The sequence below is a fragment of the Candidatus Binatia bacterium genome (assembly GCA_023150935.1).
GTDB lineage: Bacteria > Desulfobacterota > Binatia > HRBIN30 > HRBIN30 > JAKLJW01.
Window position 1 is genome coordinate 45,016 of record JAKLJW010000003.1, and the last position, 19,940, is coordinate 64,955.

The following is a 19,940-nucleotide window of genomic DNA, read 5'->3' on the forward strand; positions in this document are numbered from 1 at the left end:
TATCGCCCTACACATCGAGCTTAAGCCCCAGCTCGCGCAACTGGCGCGCATCCACCGGGCTCGGCGCTTCCGTCATCAGGCACACCGCCTTCTGCGTCTTGGGAAAGGCGATCACGTCGCGTATCGACGTCGCCCCGCTCAGCAACATCGCGATGCGATCCAGACCGAGTGCGATGCCCCCGTGCGGCGGCGCCCCGTGCGCCAACGCATCGAGCAGAAACCCGAACTTGTTCCGCGCCTCGGTCTCGCCGATCCCCAGAAGCGCAAACACCCGCGATTGCACGTCGGGACGATGGATACGAATGCTGCCGCCGCCCAGCTCGGTGCCGTTCAGCACGATATCGTACGCACACGCACGCACGGCCTGCGGCGCGGTCTCCAGACGATCGATGTCGTCGTCGTGCGGCGACGTGAACGGATGGTGCACGGCGACGTAGCGCTTCGCCTCGGCGTCGTATTCGACCAGCGGAAAGTCGGTGACCCACACGAAGGCATGTCGGTCGGCCGGAATCATGTCGAGCCGCTCCGCGAGCTTTAGCCGCAGGTTGGCCAGAGCGTCGTTGACCACCTTCGGGGTATCGGCCACGAACATGAGCAGGTCGCCGACCCCGGCCCCGCAGGCGCCCTCGATCGCGGTTCGCGTTTCGGCCGCGATGAACTTCGCGATCGGCGACTGCCAGCCGTCCGGCGTGATCCGCACGTAGGCCACCCCCCTGGCCCCGTACGGCGCCACCAGCTCGGGCAGGCCGTCGAGGTCCTTGCGCGACAGGCGATCCCCTTCCGGCAGACAGATCATCTTCACGATGCCGCCGCGGGCTACGGCCTCGCGGAACACCTTGAAGTCGGTCGCCGCAACCAGTTCGGTCACCTCGACCAGCTCGAGGCCGAAGCGCAGATCGGGCCGATCGATGCCGAACCGCCGCATCGCCTCGGCGTAGGTGAGGCGCGGGATCGGTTGCGGCACGGCGATGTCGCGCAGAGCGCACACGCGCGTCAGCAGCCCTTCGGTGACCGCCATGACTTCGTCGGGACCGACAAAGGACATCTCGAGGTCGATCTGCGTGAACTCCGGCTGCCGGTCGGCGCGCAGGTCCTCGTCGCGGAAGCAGCGCACAATCTGGAAGTAGCGGTCGAAGCCCGCCACCATGAGGATCTGCTTGAAGAGCTGGGGCGACTGCGGCAGGGCGTAAAACTCGCCCGGCGAGACGCGGCTCGGCACGAGATAGTCGCGCGCTCCCTCGGGCGTACTGCGCGTCAGGATCGGGGTTTCGATCTCGAGGAAGCCGGCGCCGTCGAGGTAGTCGCGCACGACCTTGCCGAGCCGGTGGCGGAAGACGATGCGCTCCTGCATCTCGGGCCGCCGCAGGTCGAGGTAGCGGTACTTCAGCCGAGTGCTCTCCGCGATCGCGGCGCCGGCATCGAGAGGGAACGGGATCGTGCGCGCCCGGTTGAGCACGGCGGCCGACTCGGCCATGACCTCGATATCGCCGGTCGGCAGGTTGGGGTTAACGGTCTCCGGCGTGCGGCGCACGACGCGACCGCGCACCGCGACGACGAATTCGCCGCGCATCTCCTCCGCGAGCGCGAAGGCTGCCTGCTCCACTTCCGGGTTGAACACCACCTGCACGATTCCGCCGCGATCGCGCAGGTCCACGAAGATCAAACCGCCATGGTCGCGCCGGCCGTCGACCCATCCCATCACGGTGACCGTGTGGCCCTCGTCGGTGACGCGCAGATCTCCACAATAGGCGCTGCGGCGCCACTCTCCCAGTCCGGTTGTACTCACGCGTGCTGCTCCAGGGTGGTTGTAGTTGGTGCCGCTGCGCAACGCGCGAGCGCCTCGCGCAGCGCGGCGGCAGAGACTTCGAAACCGACGGCGCACGGGAAGTCGCGCTTCGCGACCATGTCACGCACCGTAAGCGCCCGGGCCGCCAGTTCGTCCTCGCCGAGCAGAAGTGCGTACCTGGCACCCGACTTGTCGGCGAGGCGCATCTGGCTGCGCAGGCTCTTCGTTCCGCTGGCCAGGTCGACACGCGCCCCGTCGCGCCGCCAGCGATGCGCGAGGTGGATGGCTTCCCTCTCCGCCGCGGCGCCCAGCGGCACGACAAACACCTCCGGCGCCTGCGGATGCGGGGCCGCATCGGCAGCGAGAGACAGCAGGAGACGCTCGACGCCCAGCGCAAAGCCGATGCCGGGCGTGTCGGGACCGCCCAACGCCTTGACCAGACCGTCGTAGCGCCCGCCCCCGCCGACGGCGTTCTGCGCACCCAGCCCCTCGGCGATTACCTCGAACGCGGTGCGGACGTAGTAATCGAGGCCCCGCACCATGCGGGGATTGAGGCCGGCGGCAATGCCTTCGCGCTCGATCACGTTGCGCACCGTGTCGAAGTGAGCCCCGCACGCCGCACAAAGACGATCGAGCATGAGCGGAGCATCGGCCGTCGCCGTCCGGCAGGCGGGATCCTTGCAGTCGAGCAGACGCAGCGGGTTACGTTCCAGACGGCGCCGGCAGTTCTCGCAGAGATCGGCACGGCGGGTACCGCCGAACGCGGCCAGGGCAGCGCGGTACCCGGGTCTGCACACGGCACAACCGAGCGAGTTCAACTCGATGCGCGCGCCGCGAACGGCGAAGGCGCGCAGCATGTCGTCGAGCAGCAGCACCACCTCCGCGTCGATCGCCGCATCGTCGCGGCCGATGACCTCGACTCCGATCTGAGCGAACTGCCGCAGCCGACCCTTCTGCGGCCGCTCGCGGCGAAACATCGGCCCCATGTAAAACAGCTTCGACACCGGCTCGCGCTGGTGCAAGGCGTTCTCGACGTAGGCCCGGACGATCGAGGCGGTGCCTTCGGGACGCAACGTCAGTGAAGATCCGTCGCGGTCGGCGAAAGTGTACATCTCCTTCTCGACGATGTCGGTGGTTTCGCCGATCGACCGGTTGAACAATTCCGTACGTTCCACGATCGGGACGCGGATCTCCGTCACGTTGTAGCGGGAGCACACCGCCCGGGCCTGCGTCTCCACCCATGCCCAACGCGCACTCTCGTCGGGCAGGATGTCGTGAAACCCTTTCACTGAGGGGATTTTCATTGCTGAAGCTTGCGCCGGAAATGGGCGAGAGGTATCAAAGCGAACATTTCGAGTCAACGAAGCACCCGCGCCGTGGCTCCCCTTGTATTCACCGCTGGTAGCGCCCGGTGCGGCGCGTACCCCGAGCGCAGCCGTCATTATCGTGCTGGCCGTGCCCGTAGCGCGTATCTCGCGTTCCTCGTCGTCCTGCTTTCGTGTCTCGCACCGGCGCGCGGCGCCGCCCAGGACGATTGTTGCGAGTGCGGCGTCGAGCCGGGCCCGATCACCTGCGGTCCGGCGATCGGCGGCGCCTGCGATCCCGCGTGTACGCTGGTGCCGAACGCCGTCTGCGACGGGACCTGCGTCGCGTTTACGCCGACACCCACACCGACCGACACCGCAACGCCAGTGCCGACCGACACCGCCAGCCCGTCGCCGACGCCGAGCGCTTCGCCGACGCCGGCCTACACCCCGACGCCGACTCCCGACGACGCCCGCGACTGCTGCCAGTGCGGCACAACCTTTCCCTCCTGCGGCGCCCCCGTCCTCGGCACCTGCGGGGTCGGGTGCGAACCGGTCTACAACGCCGTCTGCGTCGGCGCGCTCGGTCGCTGCGCGACGCTCACCCCGACCCCTACGCCGACCTATACTTCGACCCCGTCGCCGACGGGAACCGTGACGCCGACGGCAACGGAGATCCCGACCGATACCGCAACCCCCACGGCGACGCCGAGCGCGTCGTCCACGCCGACCCCTTCGGTTACGGAAACGCCGAGCGGCACTCCGACCGCGACCGCCACCTCGAGCCCGACGGTCACCGCATCGCCAAGCCCCACCCCGACTTTGTTTACGCCGACGCCCTCGCCAACCCCCTCGGCAACGGCGACCGCAACCCCGGGCCCCGGCGACTGCTGTCAGTGCGATCAGCCGACCTGCGGCCCTCCCGTCGACGGGCAGTGCGCCGAAGGCTGCGTGGCCGTGTTCGGTGCGGTCTGCGAAGCGTCCGGTTTCTGTGTCGCCTACACTGCGACGGCGACATCGACGTCCGCGCCCCCGGCAACGCCAACGCCGACCTTCGCGCCGACTTGCGTCGAACTGGCGGCCGCCGGCCCGGGCGACGGGGTCCCGGACAACATTCCCGTCGGTTGCAGCGCCAACTGGGAATGCGCGCAGAGCGACGACGGCGATACGTCTTATGTCTTCAGCGGCGTCCCGCCCGCCGATCGCATCGATCTGTACAAGGTTGCCTCGCCGACGCCGAGGCAGGAGCCGATCGCGGAGGTGCGAGTCGTGGTCGTGGCGCGGGCGGTGAACGGCACCGGCACGGTCCGCCCGACACTGTGGTTGCCGGTTCTCGGATTTCGATCGCCGCGCACCTTTACGCCGGCGCTCGACTACGACACGTTCCGCACGACCTTCGCAATCAATCCGCAGACCGCGCTGGCGTGGACGTGGGCCGACCTCGTCGATGTCCAGGCCGGTGTCCGCCAGGAGGTGAGCACAGCGACCCAGATCCGCACCACCAGAGTCGCCCTGGAAGTCTGCTGGCATCCGCCGACACCCAGCCCGACAATCACGACCACGGCTACAGCCACCGGTACCGCGACCGATAGCGCCACGCCGACACCAACCGCCACCGAGACCCCGACTCCGGAGCCGACCCCGACGGCAGGCGCAACCGACACGGCGACCGCGTCCCCCGCACCGACCGCATCTCCCAGTGCCACCGAGTCTGCGACCCGGACGAACACGGCATCGCCCACGGAAACGGCGACGCCGACCCCCGCGGCAACCGACGCGGAGTCGCCGACGCCGACCCTGACCGCGACCGAGTCGGCGTTGCCGGCGGCAACGCCTACCCCAACGCCGCCGACGCCGTCGGTCACCGGCACTTCGACGGCGACCGCGACCGCGACCGTCCCGTCACCAACGCCCACGTACACACCAACCCGGTCGCCGACACCCACCCGCACGGGCACGCCGCCGACGGCAACCCCCACCCCGCGCCCACGCATCGAGTACGTCATCCCGCGCGGCGAAAACCAGTGGAACGCCGCATTCGAGTTTCAGGCGGGGCCTCCTCTCCTCATGTCGAGCAGTACGATCCCGATCGCGACCCTGGCCGCGTCCGATACGGACCGGCTGCGCACTCTGTACCAGGCGATCTACGTCGCCCCGGACCTCGGGGCGGGCGACTACGCGATGCTACAGCAAATGTCGGCGGTCGGTGGGGTCATCGAGCAGTTCGTCGCCAGCGGCGGCGCCGTCGTCATCAACGTTGCCGGCGAGCTCGGCGATTGGCTCGACGTCGCTCCGGGCGGCGTGGATTTCATCGGCGGGAAAACGCATGACAGCCAAACGGTGCTGCTGCCGTCTCACCCCTACATCACCGGGCTCGGATACGGCGGGGAACCCCTGGCCGAAGGCGACTTCACCGACTGGTTTCCTTCCGACTACGGCACGCTCGCCGAACTGCCGGTCGGCGCGGCCGTGGTATTGAGTAACGACGACGGACCGACGTGGGCGGAATACAACTACGGCGCGGGACGCGTCATCGTGACCACTCTCGCCTACTGTTACGCGGATCGGCCGGCAACTCAGGGCGTGGCGACGCGCAACCTCTTCCGCTACGGCCGCTTCTACTCCGGTTCGGCCCAGACCCCGGCCCCCACCCTGACCACGACGCCGACTTTCACCGCTACCGCCAGCCGCACCCCGACCCGTTCGCGTACCCCAACCTCCCCCCCGACCGTGACGCGCACCCCGACCCCGACGCCGGAAATCCCGCGCGGCGACGTCAACCGCGACGGCGTCGTCGACGACCTCGACCTCGAAACCCTGATCGCCGCTTTGTTCGGAGACGCGGAAGTGGAACTCGCCGACGGCGATCTCAACGAGGACGGTTCACTGTCCGCCGCGGATGTCGCGGCCTGGGTGCTGGTGCGCGGGAACTGAAGCGGTTCGGCGTGGCGCCGCCCGCGGTGCTCAACGGCAGGCGATTTCCACCCGGCGATTCAGGGATCGACCCGCCTCGGTGGCGTTGTCCGCGATCGGTTCCTTCTCGCCGCGACCCACCGCGAGCAGGCGCTTCGCCGCGATGCCGCGAGCGACGAGCGCGGCGACGACGGCCTCGGCACGGCGCCTCGACAGGTCGTCGTTGTATGCCTCGGAACCCTCGCTCGAAGTGTGGCCGACGATGCTGACCTCGGTGGCAGTAGAGGTCTTCAACCCCTCGGCCAGCGCGTCCAGGATTTCGCGCGACTCGGGCCGAACGTTAGCGGAGTCGAAATCGAAGTTGATGCCGTGGACCACGGAGCCGCAACCGAGGGCGGGCACGGCACGAGTGGAGCATTCCGTCGCGAGGTTCGGTGCCGGCGCCCCGGCGTAAAGGCTGAACGGCGCCCCGTTGGTCGAGCGCACGCCGGTAATCGCGCCGTCGGGCGTCACCGTGAGCACGAAGGTGCTCGGCACCCCGCTGTCGCGGGTCTTTCCCGTGGCGTGCAGCAGATTGCCGCCGACGGTACCGGCAAGGTCGCCGACGCCGTCGTAACACCCCGTCACGCGAACACCCTCCTGCTTGAGCTCGAGGAGAACGCCGCGCCCCTTCCATTTACCCGTGAATGCTTCCAGCAGGGGTACGGGCTCCTGACGGCCGTGTCCGACGATCTCGCTGAACTCGAAAAACGTCTTGTCGCGTTGCACATCGAGACCGCCGCCGAGAGTGACCCGGACCCAGCGCACGGGTTTGTCGCCGGTTGCCGACAAGACCGTCTTCTCCCCTTTTTTCGCATGCCTGGCGAGCGTGGCACTGGCGAGCGTCTGGAACGGGCCGTCAGGACCGCTGTCGGAGCCGGCGACTTCGATGGTTCTAACAAACGTCTGTGACGGGCTCGGCGTTTCGAGAATGTTGGGAACGACAAATTCGGTAAACGTTGTCCTGGCCGGGAGGCGATACACGAAAGCTATCCTGGTGTCGGCTGCGCCGGGCTTTCTATCCAGGGCGTAAACGTCGTCGCTGCCGTCGATGGCAAGAAGCGCCTGTTCCATTCCGACCTGCAACGCCGTGGCGTCTCCCTCGACGGCTACCGGAACGGCACCCCGGGCGAAGCCAAGGTAATCGATCTGCGGGCTGTCGTCGGTCGCACCCGCCGGCACGACGATAGTCGCCAGCGCGAGCAACGCGGAAAATGCCGACCTGAGGCGCGCGCTCCAACCTGTCATTCGAGCTCCTTCACCGCGCAAAGTCGCCGGTGCATATCGCGAGTCCACCGCATCGAAAAAACCGCTCCAACCCTGAAGCCGGCGTCCCGGTGTACGTCGAATTCGTGGGCAATGTGTGGCTGACTCAGCACTCTGGTTCATAAATTCGCCAACGTATTCTATATGATGCGACCCGCTCACCCCGATTTACGATTTCCGTGTTTGCGCGCACGGCGCGAAGAAATCGGATGGGGAGGGCGAGGCTCCCGCCGAGCCGCCGTCAGACCGTCGCGGCTCGACGGGAGCCTCGCCCTCCCAAAGGCATGGCTGATCGGGCCATTGGGTTGCGGGCGCCAGCCCGCGCTGTACTTGTCGAAGGGTGAGCGGGTGCGGATACGTTGCCATACTTATGCCGACGAGTGCTTAGCGAACTCTCATCGAGCTAACAAATAGGCGCGACTCGGACCTACGGATAGCCCATCATCGAATAGGGGAACTCTCGGTCGACGATCTCCGGCAGTGTCGGACGCTGGTACTCGACCTCGATGCGTATGTCGGGGGGGGCTCCCGAACTCGGAGAGGGAATGGGACAGGGGCTTCGGCGGAATCGGGTCGCCGTTGGGGACGAAATCGCGGAAGGCCTTGTACAGCGTGTAAATATCGTCCGCGAGGAACAGCACCGCCACCGGAGTCGAAAGAGTAATGGGCAAGCCTTTGGCAATGAACCCGCCACACTTGGTCCCGTGGCGCACCGCAAACTCCGTCGCCTTCGCCAGATCTTTCCGAAGTTGCTTTTCCGCCACTCTCTTCACTCCCTGGCCCGCAATACGCGACTCTGCCGCGCGTGCGCCTTTGATGGCTATCTCGGTGTTCTGCGGCGACACCTTCAGCGCGGCCAGTCTGGCCGCATACGCCTCCAGTGACTCGCCGGCTTCCCTCAGCGGCCAGAGCGGATCGTTGCCGAGCGGATCGACGAGATCGATAGGATCGTTGTTGGCGTAGGCGTACAGGTTCGGCCCACTCGCCAGCCCTGCCGGGTACCATCGGCGTCGGAGACGACGCTGCCCTGAGCCACCTGCACCGGGATGTTGCCGATTAGATCGATGGCTGTGACCTGAGCATCCAGGGGGATCATCGCGACATCCGGGAGGAGGTCGAAGTCCTGCCATGGCACGCTGACCTGGCGCTGCGCGAGCAAGACGCCGGTTTTCTCGTAGCGCACGGTCACGGTTTCGCCGCCGTTGACGGCGAGATCGAACATGCCGTCGGTGTGGCTGAGGGTCTCTCCGAATTCGGGGCGGTCGAGGACCGTGATCATCACGCCGGGGAGAGGCGCCCCCTCACGGGTCAGCACCTGTCCGCGCACGACGGCGGCGCGGAGTGGCTCGATGGTTCCGGGGGCGACGCCAGTCTGGATAGGATTGGTGCCGGTGTAGAGGAAGCCGGTGGTGTCGTAGACGGTTGTCGGTACGCTGCGATCCGGTCGGTCGGTCGATGAGCAGCCGCACCCGGGCAAAGGCAGCCACGCGGTGCATGGTGTTGCTGCCCGGCCCTCGGGTAGCGTTCCAGACCGGCACGATAATGTCTTTGGTGGCGAGGTGATGTAGCGCCGCTCGCGCAGCCGACGACGGCGAGGCGGCACAACCATTTGCGGCGCGCACCGCAGGTGCCCGTGCGCGATCGTCCGACACGTACAGAAGACGCCGGGCGCCGCCATCCCTATCCTTGAGAGGCAGGGTCGTGGTTCCACCTGGGCCCCAGGCGGAACGTGACCAGTACAGCAACCGGAGGTGAATAGGTCATGATCGACGGACTAACGGAACATGACCGATGTCATGATTCCGGCGTGGCAATGTGCGATGCCCGAAGTCCTGGGTCCCAGGTCAAACGTCGAGAGCCGATAGAAACATGGCAGCGCCCATTGACCGGCTTCCGTTATCCCGCTCCCGGTTTCTCATTTCTCTTCAGGTTTGCTCAACCCTGCCTCGCCGGTCCGCTTCCTCCGGTGGTGAGGAACGGGATGATCGGCATCGGGGGCATTTCCACGCTGGACCCTACGGCGGGGAGGCGGAACTCCTCGACGCCGGCGGGGCCCCAGGCGAGCCAGCGGAACGCGGGGTTATCGAGCGGGGCGCGGAAGTGAAATGCGACGCGGGCCGGTCGTCCGTCCGGCGTGACCTCGCGCACCTCGGCCGCGAAGTCCGGCCGCTGGATGATCTCACCGGCACGAAACGGGGCACTCGGGCTACGCAACAGTTGATCCGTCGGCTGGCGCAGGAACCCGTCGCGTGCGGTGATGACCAGCGTATCGTCGTCCTCGCGGTAGACCTCGTTGTGGTTCGAAAGCGAGCTCAACACGGCGACCCGGCCGGGCGCCGTGGTGGGGGTTTCGAGATGGCGGATGACGGCGAGGTACACCACCGGGAATTCGTGCCCGGTCACAAAAACGTAAGTCTGCCGCGGCGCATCGTCGTCTGCCGGTGCGGCCACGACGCCGACCTCGATCGCGGCGGCAAACAGCGGCAGGGCGGCGACACGCGCAACCAGCAACGCCGCGGCCAGTGGCCCGTGGATTAGCAGCAGGGCCCAGGTGACCAGGCGCCGCCGGCCCGTTGCCGCCGCGCTCTTCGGGCCGGGCAGGATGCCAACCTGCTCAGCCAGTACGGCCAGCAAGCCGCAGGCACCGACACCGCTGAAGAGCAGGAGGCGGTCCATCGGAAAGGCGGCGCACAGCGGTACCAGCGAAAGCACCATGCCGGCCGCCCAGAAGCGTGCCTCACGGCGTGCTATCACAAGCGGCGCAAACAGCCACGCCAGCGCGAGACAGACCGCGACCGACACGGCGGTGAGCGCGAGCTGGCCGGCACGCGGCAGGAAGATGAACAGATCGATGGGAACCTGGGTCCACTGCCCGAGTTGCAGGACCGGCCACCGCTCGCCAAGGGCGACGAGGAAGTCGAGGGGATGGTGACCGGGATCGACGTAGAGATCCGATCCGCTCGCGCCGTAGCCGAGCGCCTGGTAGATGAGCCGCCAGCCGATCACGAGCAGGCCATAAGGCAGCAGCGCAGCCGCCCGGTTGACCGACGGGCGCTCGTCCATCGTCAGCTCCCAGGCAACGAGGTAGGCCGCCGCCCCGATCCCCGCTTCGCTGGCGAGGAGAGCGACGGTCAGCGTAATGGCGGCGGTAACGAACCACCAAGTACCGCCGTCGCGCCGCCAGCGCACGTGCGCAAGCATGGCCACCGTTCCGAAGGTCAGGGCAACCAGCGCGTGGCGGTTTGCCAGCCAGCCGGCGCACATGGCGTGCGCGTCGTCGACGGCGAAGAGCACCGTGGCCAGGCCTGCCGCCGCCGTGGCCCCGTGGACCCGGCGGTACAGGAGTCCCACCAGTCCGACCGCGGCCGCATACCAGAGCAGACTCTGCAGGTGCTGTGCGGCGATGGCGTCGGGCCAGATTGCGTAGTCGAGCACGTGGGTCAACGCCGTGACCGGACGGAAGAGGCTGAGGTTGAGGTCCGGATGCGCCCACCACGTGAGCGTGCCGAGCGCCAGGGCCGCCTCGCGGCGCGGACCACGCTGCACAAAGGCGAAGAGGTCGAAGACCGGGTTACCGCCGGCGGCGACGGCACCCTTGCCCAGCAAGATCGAGCGGTGGATGTAGTCGTCCGCGAGGAGCCCGGCGCGGAGCGCTGGCAGGGTCAGCACAACGCCGAGCAGCGCAGCCGCTACCGGCATCCACGGTCTGGCCAACAGTGTCGCAACCCACGTTCGCATAGCTCTCCTTGCGGCCGCGGCGGGAGGCCGAAGCTGCACCCTGGCGCCGCCAGTGGCGAACGGTCAAGACGCGAGACGTACCCGCAATCCGGCGCTAACGGCTGTCCGCATGCCCGTAGGCCGTACCCCCCGGTCCAGAAAACCACAGCCCGCCCGGATTCCCCCTTTCGAGTCTGTCAATAAACGGCCAAACCCGGCTTCGACAAGCTCAGCCTGAGCGGTGGTGGAATTGATTTCATTGGGTTTTTCCGCGCTCACCCTGAACTCGCCGAAGGGTGAACGGGAGTTTATCGACAGTCTCTTTCCGGAACTTACCCACAGACTTGACGCACCCCCCGGGGCGTCCCGGTATCGAGGTTAACCGACCGGCGTCGGAGTCAGCGCCGTTGCGCCCACTCGATCGCAGCCTCGAGCCGGTCGTTCCCCCAGAACAGCTCGGTGCCGACGACGAACGTCGGAGCGCCGAAGATGCCGAGGGCCTGAGCCTGTTCCGTTGTCGTTCGCAGTTGTGCCCTGGCATCCGCAGACTCCGCCGCGCCCAGGACATCGGCCGGTTGCCGGCCCAGCGATTCGAGGATGCCGGCTATGACGCTTCGATCGGCAATATCGCGATCCTCGGCGAAGTTGGCGGCATACACCCGCCGGACGAACTCGGAGACCCACGGCTGCGCGGCGAATCGGCATGCCACTCGCGCCGCCAGCAGACCGTTGCGCGGAAAGCTCGATGGGCGTTGCCAGGGGATGCCCTGCGCCGCACACACCCGCTCGAGATCGCGCCACATATAACGACCCTTGACAGGATAGATATTGAACGGCGAGTCGTTCCATCCCTGGGCCTTGAAGATCGGCCCGAGCAGGAACGGCCGCCAGGTTAGTGCGACCTCCGCCGCCCGCGCCGCCGCTTCGATGCGCATGGCTGCGGGGTAGGAGTATGTGCTCGCGAACTCGAACCAGAATTCCAGATGGGCCTCCCGGAACCGATCAGTTATCGTCCAGCGGCGCGGGGTTGGTGCACTCGATGGTGCGCTGCAGCATGGGGACGGCCCCATCCCCTCCCAGGATGCCGAAGAATCCCAACCGCGCCCAATCGTTGTGATCGCGCAGTTCCGTCAGTGTTCCGCGGCACCACACATCTTCCTCAGGATCGAACGGATTGACGTTGTAGCTCACATCCGTCTCGATGACGCTATTGCCGTTCCAGTCCCAGCCCGGCGCACCGCAGGTGCCCTTGCTCTCGTCGAGATGCGCTTCGTTCAACACGATGCGGTCGCCGACCGAGTAACTCAGCAGCCCGTCGCCGATCGGATCGCAGTCGGTGTCGATGCCAGGGAATTGATAGAGGTAGTTCATCACCGAGTTGTAGTTGGGCTTGTAATTGCAACTGTCGGAGCCGCCGTGCATGAGGGCCAGATTGTGGCCAAGCTCGTGCACGATCGTTGTCGCCACATTCCAGTCCGAGTTCGCGCAGTATAGCGACACGATCATGTCGTCGCCGAACAGCTCCGCATACCCCGAGCTGTAGCTGTTGAAGTTGTAGCGGTGGGGCAGGATTGCGTAGTGGAAATAGCCGTGGCGGTTGGACGCGAAGTTGGCCGACTTGTAGGCGAGGAACTCCGCACCGTTCACGTCGCCCATGAACACCCCGTCGGCATCGTAGATCAGGTTGCCGCCGTCGAACACGCCGCCCTGACCGTAGTCGTTAATGACGTTGATCCCCGTGCTGCCGTCGGGGTTGCTCACCGGGCCCGCGGCCAGGGCGGCCGTCACCGTCGCCGCGACCGTCGCCGTGGGTCGATGCGAGTGCGCGCCGCACTCCAGGCTGTCGTCGAACCAGTCGTACTCGATCAGGATATCCTTGCGCAGCGGATTGGTGCCCAGCGCCGGCAGGTCGAGGCCCGCTGTCGTGCCCAGCAACTCGTCGCCGTCGTTCAACGAATCCCCGTCGGTGTCGTCTTCGAACGGGTCGGTGCCGATATCCGTGAGGCTGACGAAGACGCCGGTGTCGGTCTCGTAGCAGTCGTCCAGGCGGTCGCCGTCTGTATCGGCACCCACCAGGCAAGGCGGACAAGCGGCGGGGGGCGGCTGATCCTTCGATTGCACCTTCGCCCCGTCGGATTCCCTGACGTACGGCGGCACGGCGGCAGCGCAGTAGGTCTGGTCGTCGAGAACTATGACCGTCTGCGTGGTGCCGTTGGGTGCCGTCGGCGCGGGCAGTGTGCCGGTGCCTTTGGTGACCACCCTGATGGCGCGCGGGGTGACGATCAGCAGGCTGACCGAACCGCCGGCGGGAGCGTCCCTGTTCCTGTATTTCCACCCGCCGGAGCCCGCCGGCCGGCCCAGTCCCGTCCACGTTCCCGCCGTGAGCGGGTCGCGGAGCGCCCCGCCGTCGCGCCCCACCGCCACGGTTCCGCCTTGCGACTCCGGGTCGGTGGGAAGTGGGAGGGTGGCGGGATTACCGTCTTCTCCGGCCTTGATCTTGATCCTGTATTGCACGCCGGTGCCGGTCCGCGGGCTGAAGCGCGTAACGCTGCTGTCGTGACCGACCGGGTTGTCGGCCGCGTACGCCCCCTGCGCACCCCCCAGAACCAGAATCGCCACCGCGATCGGTTGCACTCGGCAAAGCGATCGATTGCGCATGACACCCTCCGTTCGCCACCGCGACCGGCCGCGAGGTTCGTTTAACACGGACATAATCGCTATACGAAGCCGGACTACGGAGAGTCAAATTAAGAATTGTCAGCAGCCTTCTCCGCCCCGCGCCCGGCGCCGGGCTAAGTACTCCGGTTCATTAGTCCGGCGACGTATTCCGTTCGTCCCGAGTAGCGCCATCTTTTCGGCGGCGTATCGAGGGGCGGGGCCGCAAAGCCGCTCGCCAGGCTGCCCCTCGATACGCCCCTGAGAAAACGGGGCTACTCGGGGCGAACGGGAAGCGTCGTACGGAATACGTCGCCGTAATTGTGCCCATCACTACTAAGGTGCCCACCCCGCTTCGTCCATTTTCGCCTGCAATCTGTCGATGCTCGCGGACAATCCCGACATGGAGGGCGCGAGGCGCTGCGCCTCCCGGCACCGCGCCAACGCATCGGCGAACCGCCCGAGCAGCTCCAGGCCGAGGCAGAGGTTGTACTGCGCGACTGCGTAGGTCGGCCTGATCTCCACCGCTTCGCGGAACTGGGCGACCGCACCGGTAACGTCGCTCGCCTCCAGCAGCGCCACGCCGAGATTGTTGCGCGCCTCCGCAAACGACGGCCGGTACCTCAGGGCCAATTCGTATTCGTCGATCGCCTCGTCGCGCTCCCCGACATCGTACAGCGCCTTGCCGAGCGCATTGTGCGCTTCTGCCGACTGCGGATAAGCCGCCAGCGCCGCCCGGAACTCCTCGATCGCCTCGCGCCGCTCGTCGGCGTGGTAAGCGTCCCACCCTCTCCGGTAGTGCTTCTCGTAGCGCTCGGCCGCGGCGGCCGCACACCCGCCCAGCAGCATTAGCAGCGCCAGCACGATCCGTCGCGCGCGTCGCATCGGCGCATTGGTTACCACATCGATGTCGGTCCGATCTACTATCGCCGAAAGACGTCGCGCAACGCGCAGAAGTCATCGGTCTTTCCGGGGCGCCGGAGTATACGCCGCGCCGTTGACCCGGCGGGCGCGGTGGCGCGCGTGATCCGGCCTGACCGACCGAGTCGATACCGCGCCTGGGGGGGGACACCATGGCTGAACGAGAAGCGAGTATACGGACGCTGCGGGGACTGCCGGTACTGCTGGTCGTGATGGCAGTGCTGGGAACGAGTGTCCGTGCGCAGGAGCCGACCCCGACCGAGGTACCCACGACCGCCAGTCGTACCCCGACCCCGACACATACGGCCACGGCCTCCGTGACACCCTCGGCGACGGAACACATGCCGCCCCCGATGCCACCTACCGTCTGACCGCAGCCGCCACCGGTACCTACACGATCCGGATTACCGCCCAGTACTCTGCCATTCTCTCCGTGCGGGACAGCACATGCACAGGAGCGGAGCTCACCTGTGTCGGCAGTCAGAGCGAGGTTCCGGAGGTGTCCCTCGACCTCAATGCCAACCAGACGGCCATCATCGCCGTGGACGGATGGGGGAGCGAGGAGGGATCGTTCTCGCTATCGATCGCCGGTCCGCCCACGCCGACCCCAACGCCGGGCGATTGCTGCACCGCGACGGAGACAGCCAGCTGCAACGAGGCGAGCTGCAGTGAGTGCGTATGCACACTCGACGTCTTCTGCTGCGCCGTACGCTGGGATGCGTTGTGCGCTGTCGAGGCGGCCAGTGGCTGTATGGCCAGCTGCTCATGCGCGTTTGCGGCGACCGCGACACCGACCCCTACCGGCACCCTGCTCCCGAGCCCGACCGCAACGGGATCGCCCTCGCTGGCGCCGATCACGATCGACACTCCGGCGGACAACAGTTTCGTTAACGCCTCGCCGATTACCGTGGGCGGCTCGGCCCCGGGGCGAGCGGTGTCACCGTAAACGGCATTGTTGTCGATGTGTGTTACAAAACGATCCCTTCAGACGGCGTGAAGGAGGCAAAGGATATGAAAGGGCAGAACGAAAGCGCGTCGAGAAAGGTCGCGCGAGAGATCCGCAAGGAGGCTGTTCGCCAGGTCGGTGGTTTCCCCAAAGAGGAACTCCGCCAGCAACTGGCCCGTGGCTGGGGCAGGGAGTTCGCGCATCAGCTGTTCGGAACCCCACGGTACCGCCGGCGGACCGGATCTAGATGAGTGCCGCGAGTGCGGCGCGAACGCCCTCGAAAATGGCTTTCGCCGCGGGTATGATCACTGGCCGGATGGCAGGGACGCAGGACTGAACGAGGTGGCCATGACGGTGACGCACAGGATCGAAACCAATCCGAAGGTGATGATGGGGAAGCCGGTGATCCGTGGAACGCGGATCCCAGTCGAGTTGATCCTCCGCAAGTTGAGCGAAGGGGCTCTGGAGAAGGATCTCCTCGATGCGTACCCGCGCCTCACTGCCGACGACATCAAGGCCGCCATCGGCTACGCGGCGGACACACTCGCTCATGAAGAAACCGTGCTTCTTGAACCGCCACGTAAGCGCGCAAGCCGCTGAGTCCGATGCGTTTTGTGGCCGACGAGAGCTGCGACTTCTCGGTCGTCCGCGGTCTGCGTAACTCCGGACACAACGTCGCAGCGATCGCAGAAATAGCTCCCCGAGCCGTAGACGAGGAGGTGCTGAAGCTCGCTCTTCAAAGGGGAACGATTCTGATCACAGAAGACAAGGATTTCGGGCAGCTCGTATTTGCGAGCATGAAGGCTACCGAAGGTGTCCTGCTGCTACGTTTCCCCGCGCGAGCGCGGTCTGGCCTCGCATCGGCGGTTCTCGATCTGGTTGCGAAACGGGGAGACGAACTGCCGGGTTGTTTCGCGGTTTTGCAGCCCGGCCGTGTCCGAATAAGGCGCCGATGAGCAGGAGGAAGATTGGATGGGGCAACGAGCTGGCTCACCAGCTGTTCAGAGTTGCGAGAAAGTGCCGGCGCCACAGTCGGGGTCGCTGAGGATGGCGGTGTCCGATCCGGCTAGCCCGGCAGAATGGCGAACCGGAAGCATCGTGTCGAACAGCGATCCTCGAAGAGGCCGCGCCGGTGTCGTGGTGGCCGCATTGCGATAGGGTTTGAAGATAGTGGCGGTGATAGGTATGGCGTCCGAGCGGATCGAAGCACGGCTCTCCGCGCTCGAAAAGGAGATGGCCCAGATCAAGCGGCTGTCGCAGGGAAAGCCCGGTCCGTATAAATGGGCTGTCCGAAATTTCCACGTGGCCGGTCGCAGGGGTGGGAACGTCTAAGTATGGGGATTATGGAAAACAGGGCGTTTATGCCGGCTAACGCGGACCTGCGGCCGCAACCAACGAGGGTGGCGATTGCGGGGAGCCGCGAGGGGAAGTGATGCGTCGCGGGTCACTGTGAAACAGGTTGTGTCGGGCGCGCCTGCATCCACACCGTGTGCGCCGCCCCGGAGTCGCCCACAAGCGGGCGGGGGCGGTGTGCCACGATGATCGCTCCCCGCCCCGCCACGGGCCTCGTGGGGAGCCCGCACCCCGCCGCCCCGCGCTCGGTCCGTCCGCTTGTGGACAACCCCCCCCCCGCCCCCATTGGGTCGGCGTCGCTTGCGTGGAGACGGCGGCTGGGGTTCGATCGGCGCCATGGATGCCTTTGTCGCCAAGCATGAGAAGTCGATCCGTGGCGTGCTGTCGTGCTTCGATCGGGTGCTGTTCCGCGGCTACATTCCTCTCATGAGCGGCTACACCATGGCGGAGTTCCTCAAGCTCAAGCAGGTTCACCGCTGGACGCTGAAGACCTTCTTGATCACCCAGGCCGAGAGGGTCAAGAAGCAGGCGCTCGCCATGGCCAGCGCGGCAGGTCGCCCGCATCAGTATCTGACGGCGCCGACCCGCAAGGAGGAGCTGGCGCGGCAGATCGCCGCGCGCGACGGGATCACCGAGGGTCTGGTGTGCGTGTTCTCCGTGCTCGAGCCGTGCCGGACGTTCTCGCTGGTCTGGAAGGAGGCGCACCCGTTCGTGCAACCCGCCTGGCACAAATGCCTGCACCTCTACTTCTACTTCGTCGACCGCCAGCTCGCGGTAGCGCACCGCCGGCACCTCGATCTGAATGTCGATACGGTCGAGCAGCGGCCCGGAGATGCGCGCGCGGTAGCGCTGAATCTGTACGGGGCTGCACGAGCATTCCTTCTGGGCATCGCCGTGGTAGCCGCAGGGGCATCCGTTCGGCCTGAGTAGGGCCCGTCTTTTCAGGGCCCGTATCGAAGGCCCCCAACTTCGGAGAGCGCGCCGGTTCATTGGTAGGAGCCGCCCTTCTCTGGCGGCGTCTCGAAGGGCCTGTCCTGTATCGCTGTCGCCGAATTTCTGCGCGGGGCGCGCAGAATTCGGATGGGGTACGTCCGGTCATATCCTGGGGTTGCGGGCCGCTACACGTCGACTTCGTCGACTCCAACCCGCGGAGCGCGCTCCATGATGAACTTGAAGCGCGGCTCGACGTCCTTGCCCATCAGCGTCTGGATCGTCCCCTCGGTGCGCGCCGGGTCATCCACCTGCACGCGCAACAATGCCCGGCGCGCCGGGTCGAGCGTCGTCTCCTTCAACGTGGACGGATTCATCTCGCCAAGGCCCTTGAACCGCGTGATGGTCGCCGACTTCCCGTTCGCACTCGCCACGATTCGATCGCGCGCGGCTTCGTCGAGAGCCCAGTGTACTTCCTTGCCGATCTCGATCCGGTACAGCGGCGGCTGCGCGATGAACACGTGGCCGCGCCGGATCAGTTCAGGCAGGTGGCGGTAGAAGAACGTCAGCAGCAGGGTACAGATGTGATGCCCGTCCGCATCGGCATCCATCAACAGGCAGACCTTTCCGTAACGCAGCTTCGCAGCATCGAAGTCCTTGCCGAAGCCGCAGCCGAGCGCGGAAATCATGTCCGTGAGTTCCTTGTTCGACAGCACCTTGCTCGTCGACGCCTGCTCGGCGTTCAAGACCTTGCCGCGCAGCGGCAGGATGGCCTGAAACTCGCGGTTACGGCCTTGCTTCGCCGACCCACCGGCGGAGTCGCCCTCGACTATGAACAGCTCGCTCTCCCCGGGGTCGGTAGAGCTGCAGTCTGCCAGCTTGCCCGGCAGGTTGAGCCGGTGCGACACCGCCGTCTTCCGCTGCACCTGCTCCACGGCGGCCCGGGAAGCGCTGCGCGCTCGCGCCGCCAAAATGACCCGGTTTGCAATCGCCTTTGCCTGCGTCGGGTTGCTGTGCAGGTAGTTCTCCAACCCACCACGAATGAACGTGTCGATGGGCGCGGTCACCTCGGGGTTGTTGAGGCGATCCTTCGTCTGACCCTGGAACTGCGGCTGCTGCACGTACAGGCTCAGGATGCCGACCAGCCCTTCGCGGATGTCCTCGGCCGCCAGCGTCAGTCCCTTGGGCAGCAGGTTCTGCACCGACACGTAGTTGCGAACGGCCTTGACCAGGCCGCCCTTCAGGCCGTTCTCGTGCGTCCCACCCGACGGCGTCGGAATTCCGTTGACGAACGACAGGAGGCGTTCCTCGGTAGCCTCGGTCCAGGCCAGAGCGCACTCGACGATGAAGCCGTCCTTGCGCTCGGCGTAAAACGGCTCCGCCACCTGCTGCTTACCGCCCTCGGCGATCTGGCGCTCGATATACTCGGCGATCCCGCGTTCGTGGCAGAAGGTTTCCGTCTGCTTCTCCGCAGCGTTTTCGAACACCAGCGTCAGGCCGCGGTGCAGGTACGAACGCGCTTCGAGGCGCTCGCGAATCACCTTCGGCTTGAACGCGGTATCCGGAAAGATCTGCGGATCGGCGGTGAAGGTAATCGTCGTCCCGCTGCCGCGGGCCGCTCCCTCCTTCTTCAACTTGCTCGTCGCCACCCCGCGCGCGAACGATTGCGTCCACGTCGCTCCGTCACGCTTGACCGTCACGGTCATCGACGACGCCAGTGCCGTCACCACCGAAGCGCCGACGCCGTGCAGCCCGCCGGCATGAAAGTAGTTGCGGTTCTCGAACTTGCCACCGGCGTGCAGCGTGGTCAGGATGAGTTCCAGAGCCGGGCGCTTGTGCTTCGGGTGCACGTCGACCGGGATACCGCGGCCGTTGTCGGCCACCGTGATCGTGCTGCCGTCGGGATGAAGCGTTACCGTCACCTTATCGCAGTAGCCGTTCATCGCCTCGTCGACGGCGTTGTCGAGCAGCTCCCACAGCAGGTGATGGAGTCCGGTGGAGTCGACGCCACCGATGTACATGCCCGGTCGCTTGCGGACCGGCTCGAGGCCTTCGAGAACGGTGATGTCTTTGGCGGTGTATTTGGACATTGGAGGGCTCTGGGGCTCGG

At 66.4% G+C, this 19,940-nt stretch carries 13 protein-coding genes and 1 pseudogene; 4 read left to right on the top strand and 10 right to left on the bottom strand.

Annotated elements, in window-relative coordinates:
- Positions 1-7: 7 nt before the first annotated feature.
- Positions 8-1,786, bottom strand: coding sequence for an aspartate--tRNA ligase (gene aspS / locus L6Q96_03435; GenBank protein MCK6553628.1), 1,779 nt, complete (start codon positions 1,784-1,786; stop codon positions 8-10).
- Positions 1,783-3,090 carry a histidine--tRNA ligase gene (gene hisS, locus L6Q96_03440; protein MCK6553629.1) on the bottom strand — a complete coding sequence of 436 codons (1,308 nt, stop codon included), beginning with the start codon at positions 3,088-3,090 and terminating at the stop codon, positions 1,783-1,785. The genes aspS and hisS overlap by 4 nt, the downstream gene beginning before the upstream one ends.
- Before the next feature lie 72 nt (positions 3,091-3,162).
- On the opposite strand from hisS, the gene L6Q96_03445 reads away from it, so the two are divergent.
- Positions 3,163-6,024: a dockerin type I domain-containing protein gene (locus L6Q96_03445; GenBank protein MCK6553630.1), complete on the top strand. Its 2,862-nt coding sequence runs from the start codon at positions 3,163-3,165 to the stop codon at positions 6,022-6,024.
- Between the two features lie 30 nt (positions 6,025-6,054).
- On the opposite strand, the gene L6Q96_03450 is transcribed toward L6Q96_03445, so the two are convergent.
- The 6 genes from L6Q96_03450 to L6Q96_03475 form a co-directional block, all read right to left on the bottom strand.
- The gene (locus L6Q96_03450) at positions 6,055-7,290 is read right to left on the bottom strand and encodes an OmpA family protein (protein MCK6553631.1); all 1,236 of its coding nucleotides are present in this window, start codon (positions 7,288-7,290) and stop codon (positions 6,055-6,057) included.
- 916 nt (positions 7,291-8,206) lie between these two features.
- Positions 8,207-8,986, bottom strand: a complete 780-nt coding sequence (locus L6Q96_03455) for a hypothetical protein (protein MCK6553632.1) — start codon at positions 8,984-8,986, stop codon at positions 8,207-8,209.
- 257 nt (positions 8,987-9,243) lie between these two features.
- A complete protein-coding gene (locus L6Q96_03460) occupies positions 9,244-11,046 on the bottom strand; it encodes a hypothetical protein (protein ID MCK6553633.1) in 1,803 nt (600 codons plus the stop codon).
- Between the two features lie 377 nt (positions 11,047-11,423).
- Positions 11,424-11,960, bottom strand: a complete 537-nt coding sequence (locus tag L6Q96_03465) for a 2-hydroxychromene-2-carboxylate isomerase (GenBank protein MCK6553634.1) — start codon at positions 11,958-11,960, stop codon at positions 11,424-11,426.
- Positions 11,961-12,027: 67 nt separating this feature from the next.
- Complete coding sequence (locus L6Q96_03470) at positions 12,028-13,683, bottom strand: hypothetical protein (protein MCK6553635.1); 1,656 nt, start codon at positions 13,681-13,683, stop codon at positions 12,028-12,030.
- Between the two features lie 333 nt (positions 13,684-14,016).
- Positions 14,017-14,565 carry a tetratricopeptide repeat protein gene (locus L6Q96_03475; protein MCK6553636.1) on the bottom strand — a complete coding sequence of 183 codons (549 nt, stop codon included), beginning with the start codon at positions 14,563-14,565 and terminating at the stop codon, positions 14,017-14,019.
- Between the two features lie 188 nt (positions 14,566-14,753).
- Here L6Q96_03475 and L6Q96_03480 point away from each other — a divergent pair, with 188 nt between their 5' ends.
- The 3 genes from L6Q96_03480 (at position 14,754) to L6Q96_03490 (ending at position 16,147) form a co-directional block, all read left to right on the top strand.
- Positions 14,754-14,972 (top strand): hypothetical protein, encoded by a 219-nt coding sequence (locus L6Q96_03480; GenBank protein ID MCK6553637.1) that lies wholly within the window; start codon positions 14,754-14,756, stop codon positions 14,970-14,972.
- A gap of 128 nt (positions 14,973-15,100) precedes the next feature.
- Entirely contained in the window at positions 15,101-15,547 is a 447-nt protein-coding gene (locus L6Q96_03485; GenBank protein MCK6553638.1) for a hypothetical protein, read from the top strand.
- Positions 15,548-15,895: 348 nt separating this feature from the next.
- Positions 15,896-16,147 carry a DUF433 domain-containing protein gene (locus L6Q96_03490; protein MCK6553639.1) on the top strand — a complete coding sequence of 84 codons (252 nt, stop codon included), beginning with the start codon at positions 15,896-15,898 and terminating at the stop codon, positions 16,145-16,147.
- A 1,515-nt stretch (positions 16,148-17,662) separates the two neighbouring features.
- On the opposite strand, the pseudogene L6Q96_03495 reads toward L6Q96_03490, so the two are convergent.
- Positions 17,663-17,818 (bottom strand): annotated as a pseudogene (locus L6Q96_03495) (ATP-binding protein).
- Between the two features lie 200 nt (positions 17,819-18,018).
- Entirely contained in the window at positions 18,019-19,920 is a 1,902-nt protein-coding gene (locus L6Q96_03500) for a type IIA DNA topoisomerase subunit B (GenBank protein MCK6553640.1), read from the bottom strand.
- Between the last annotated feature and the right edge of the window lie 20 nt (positions 19,921-19,940).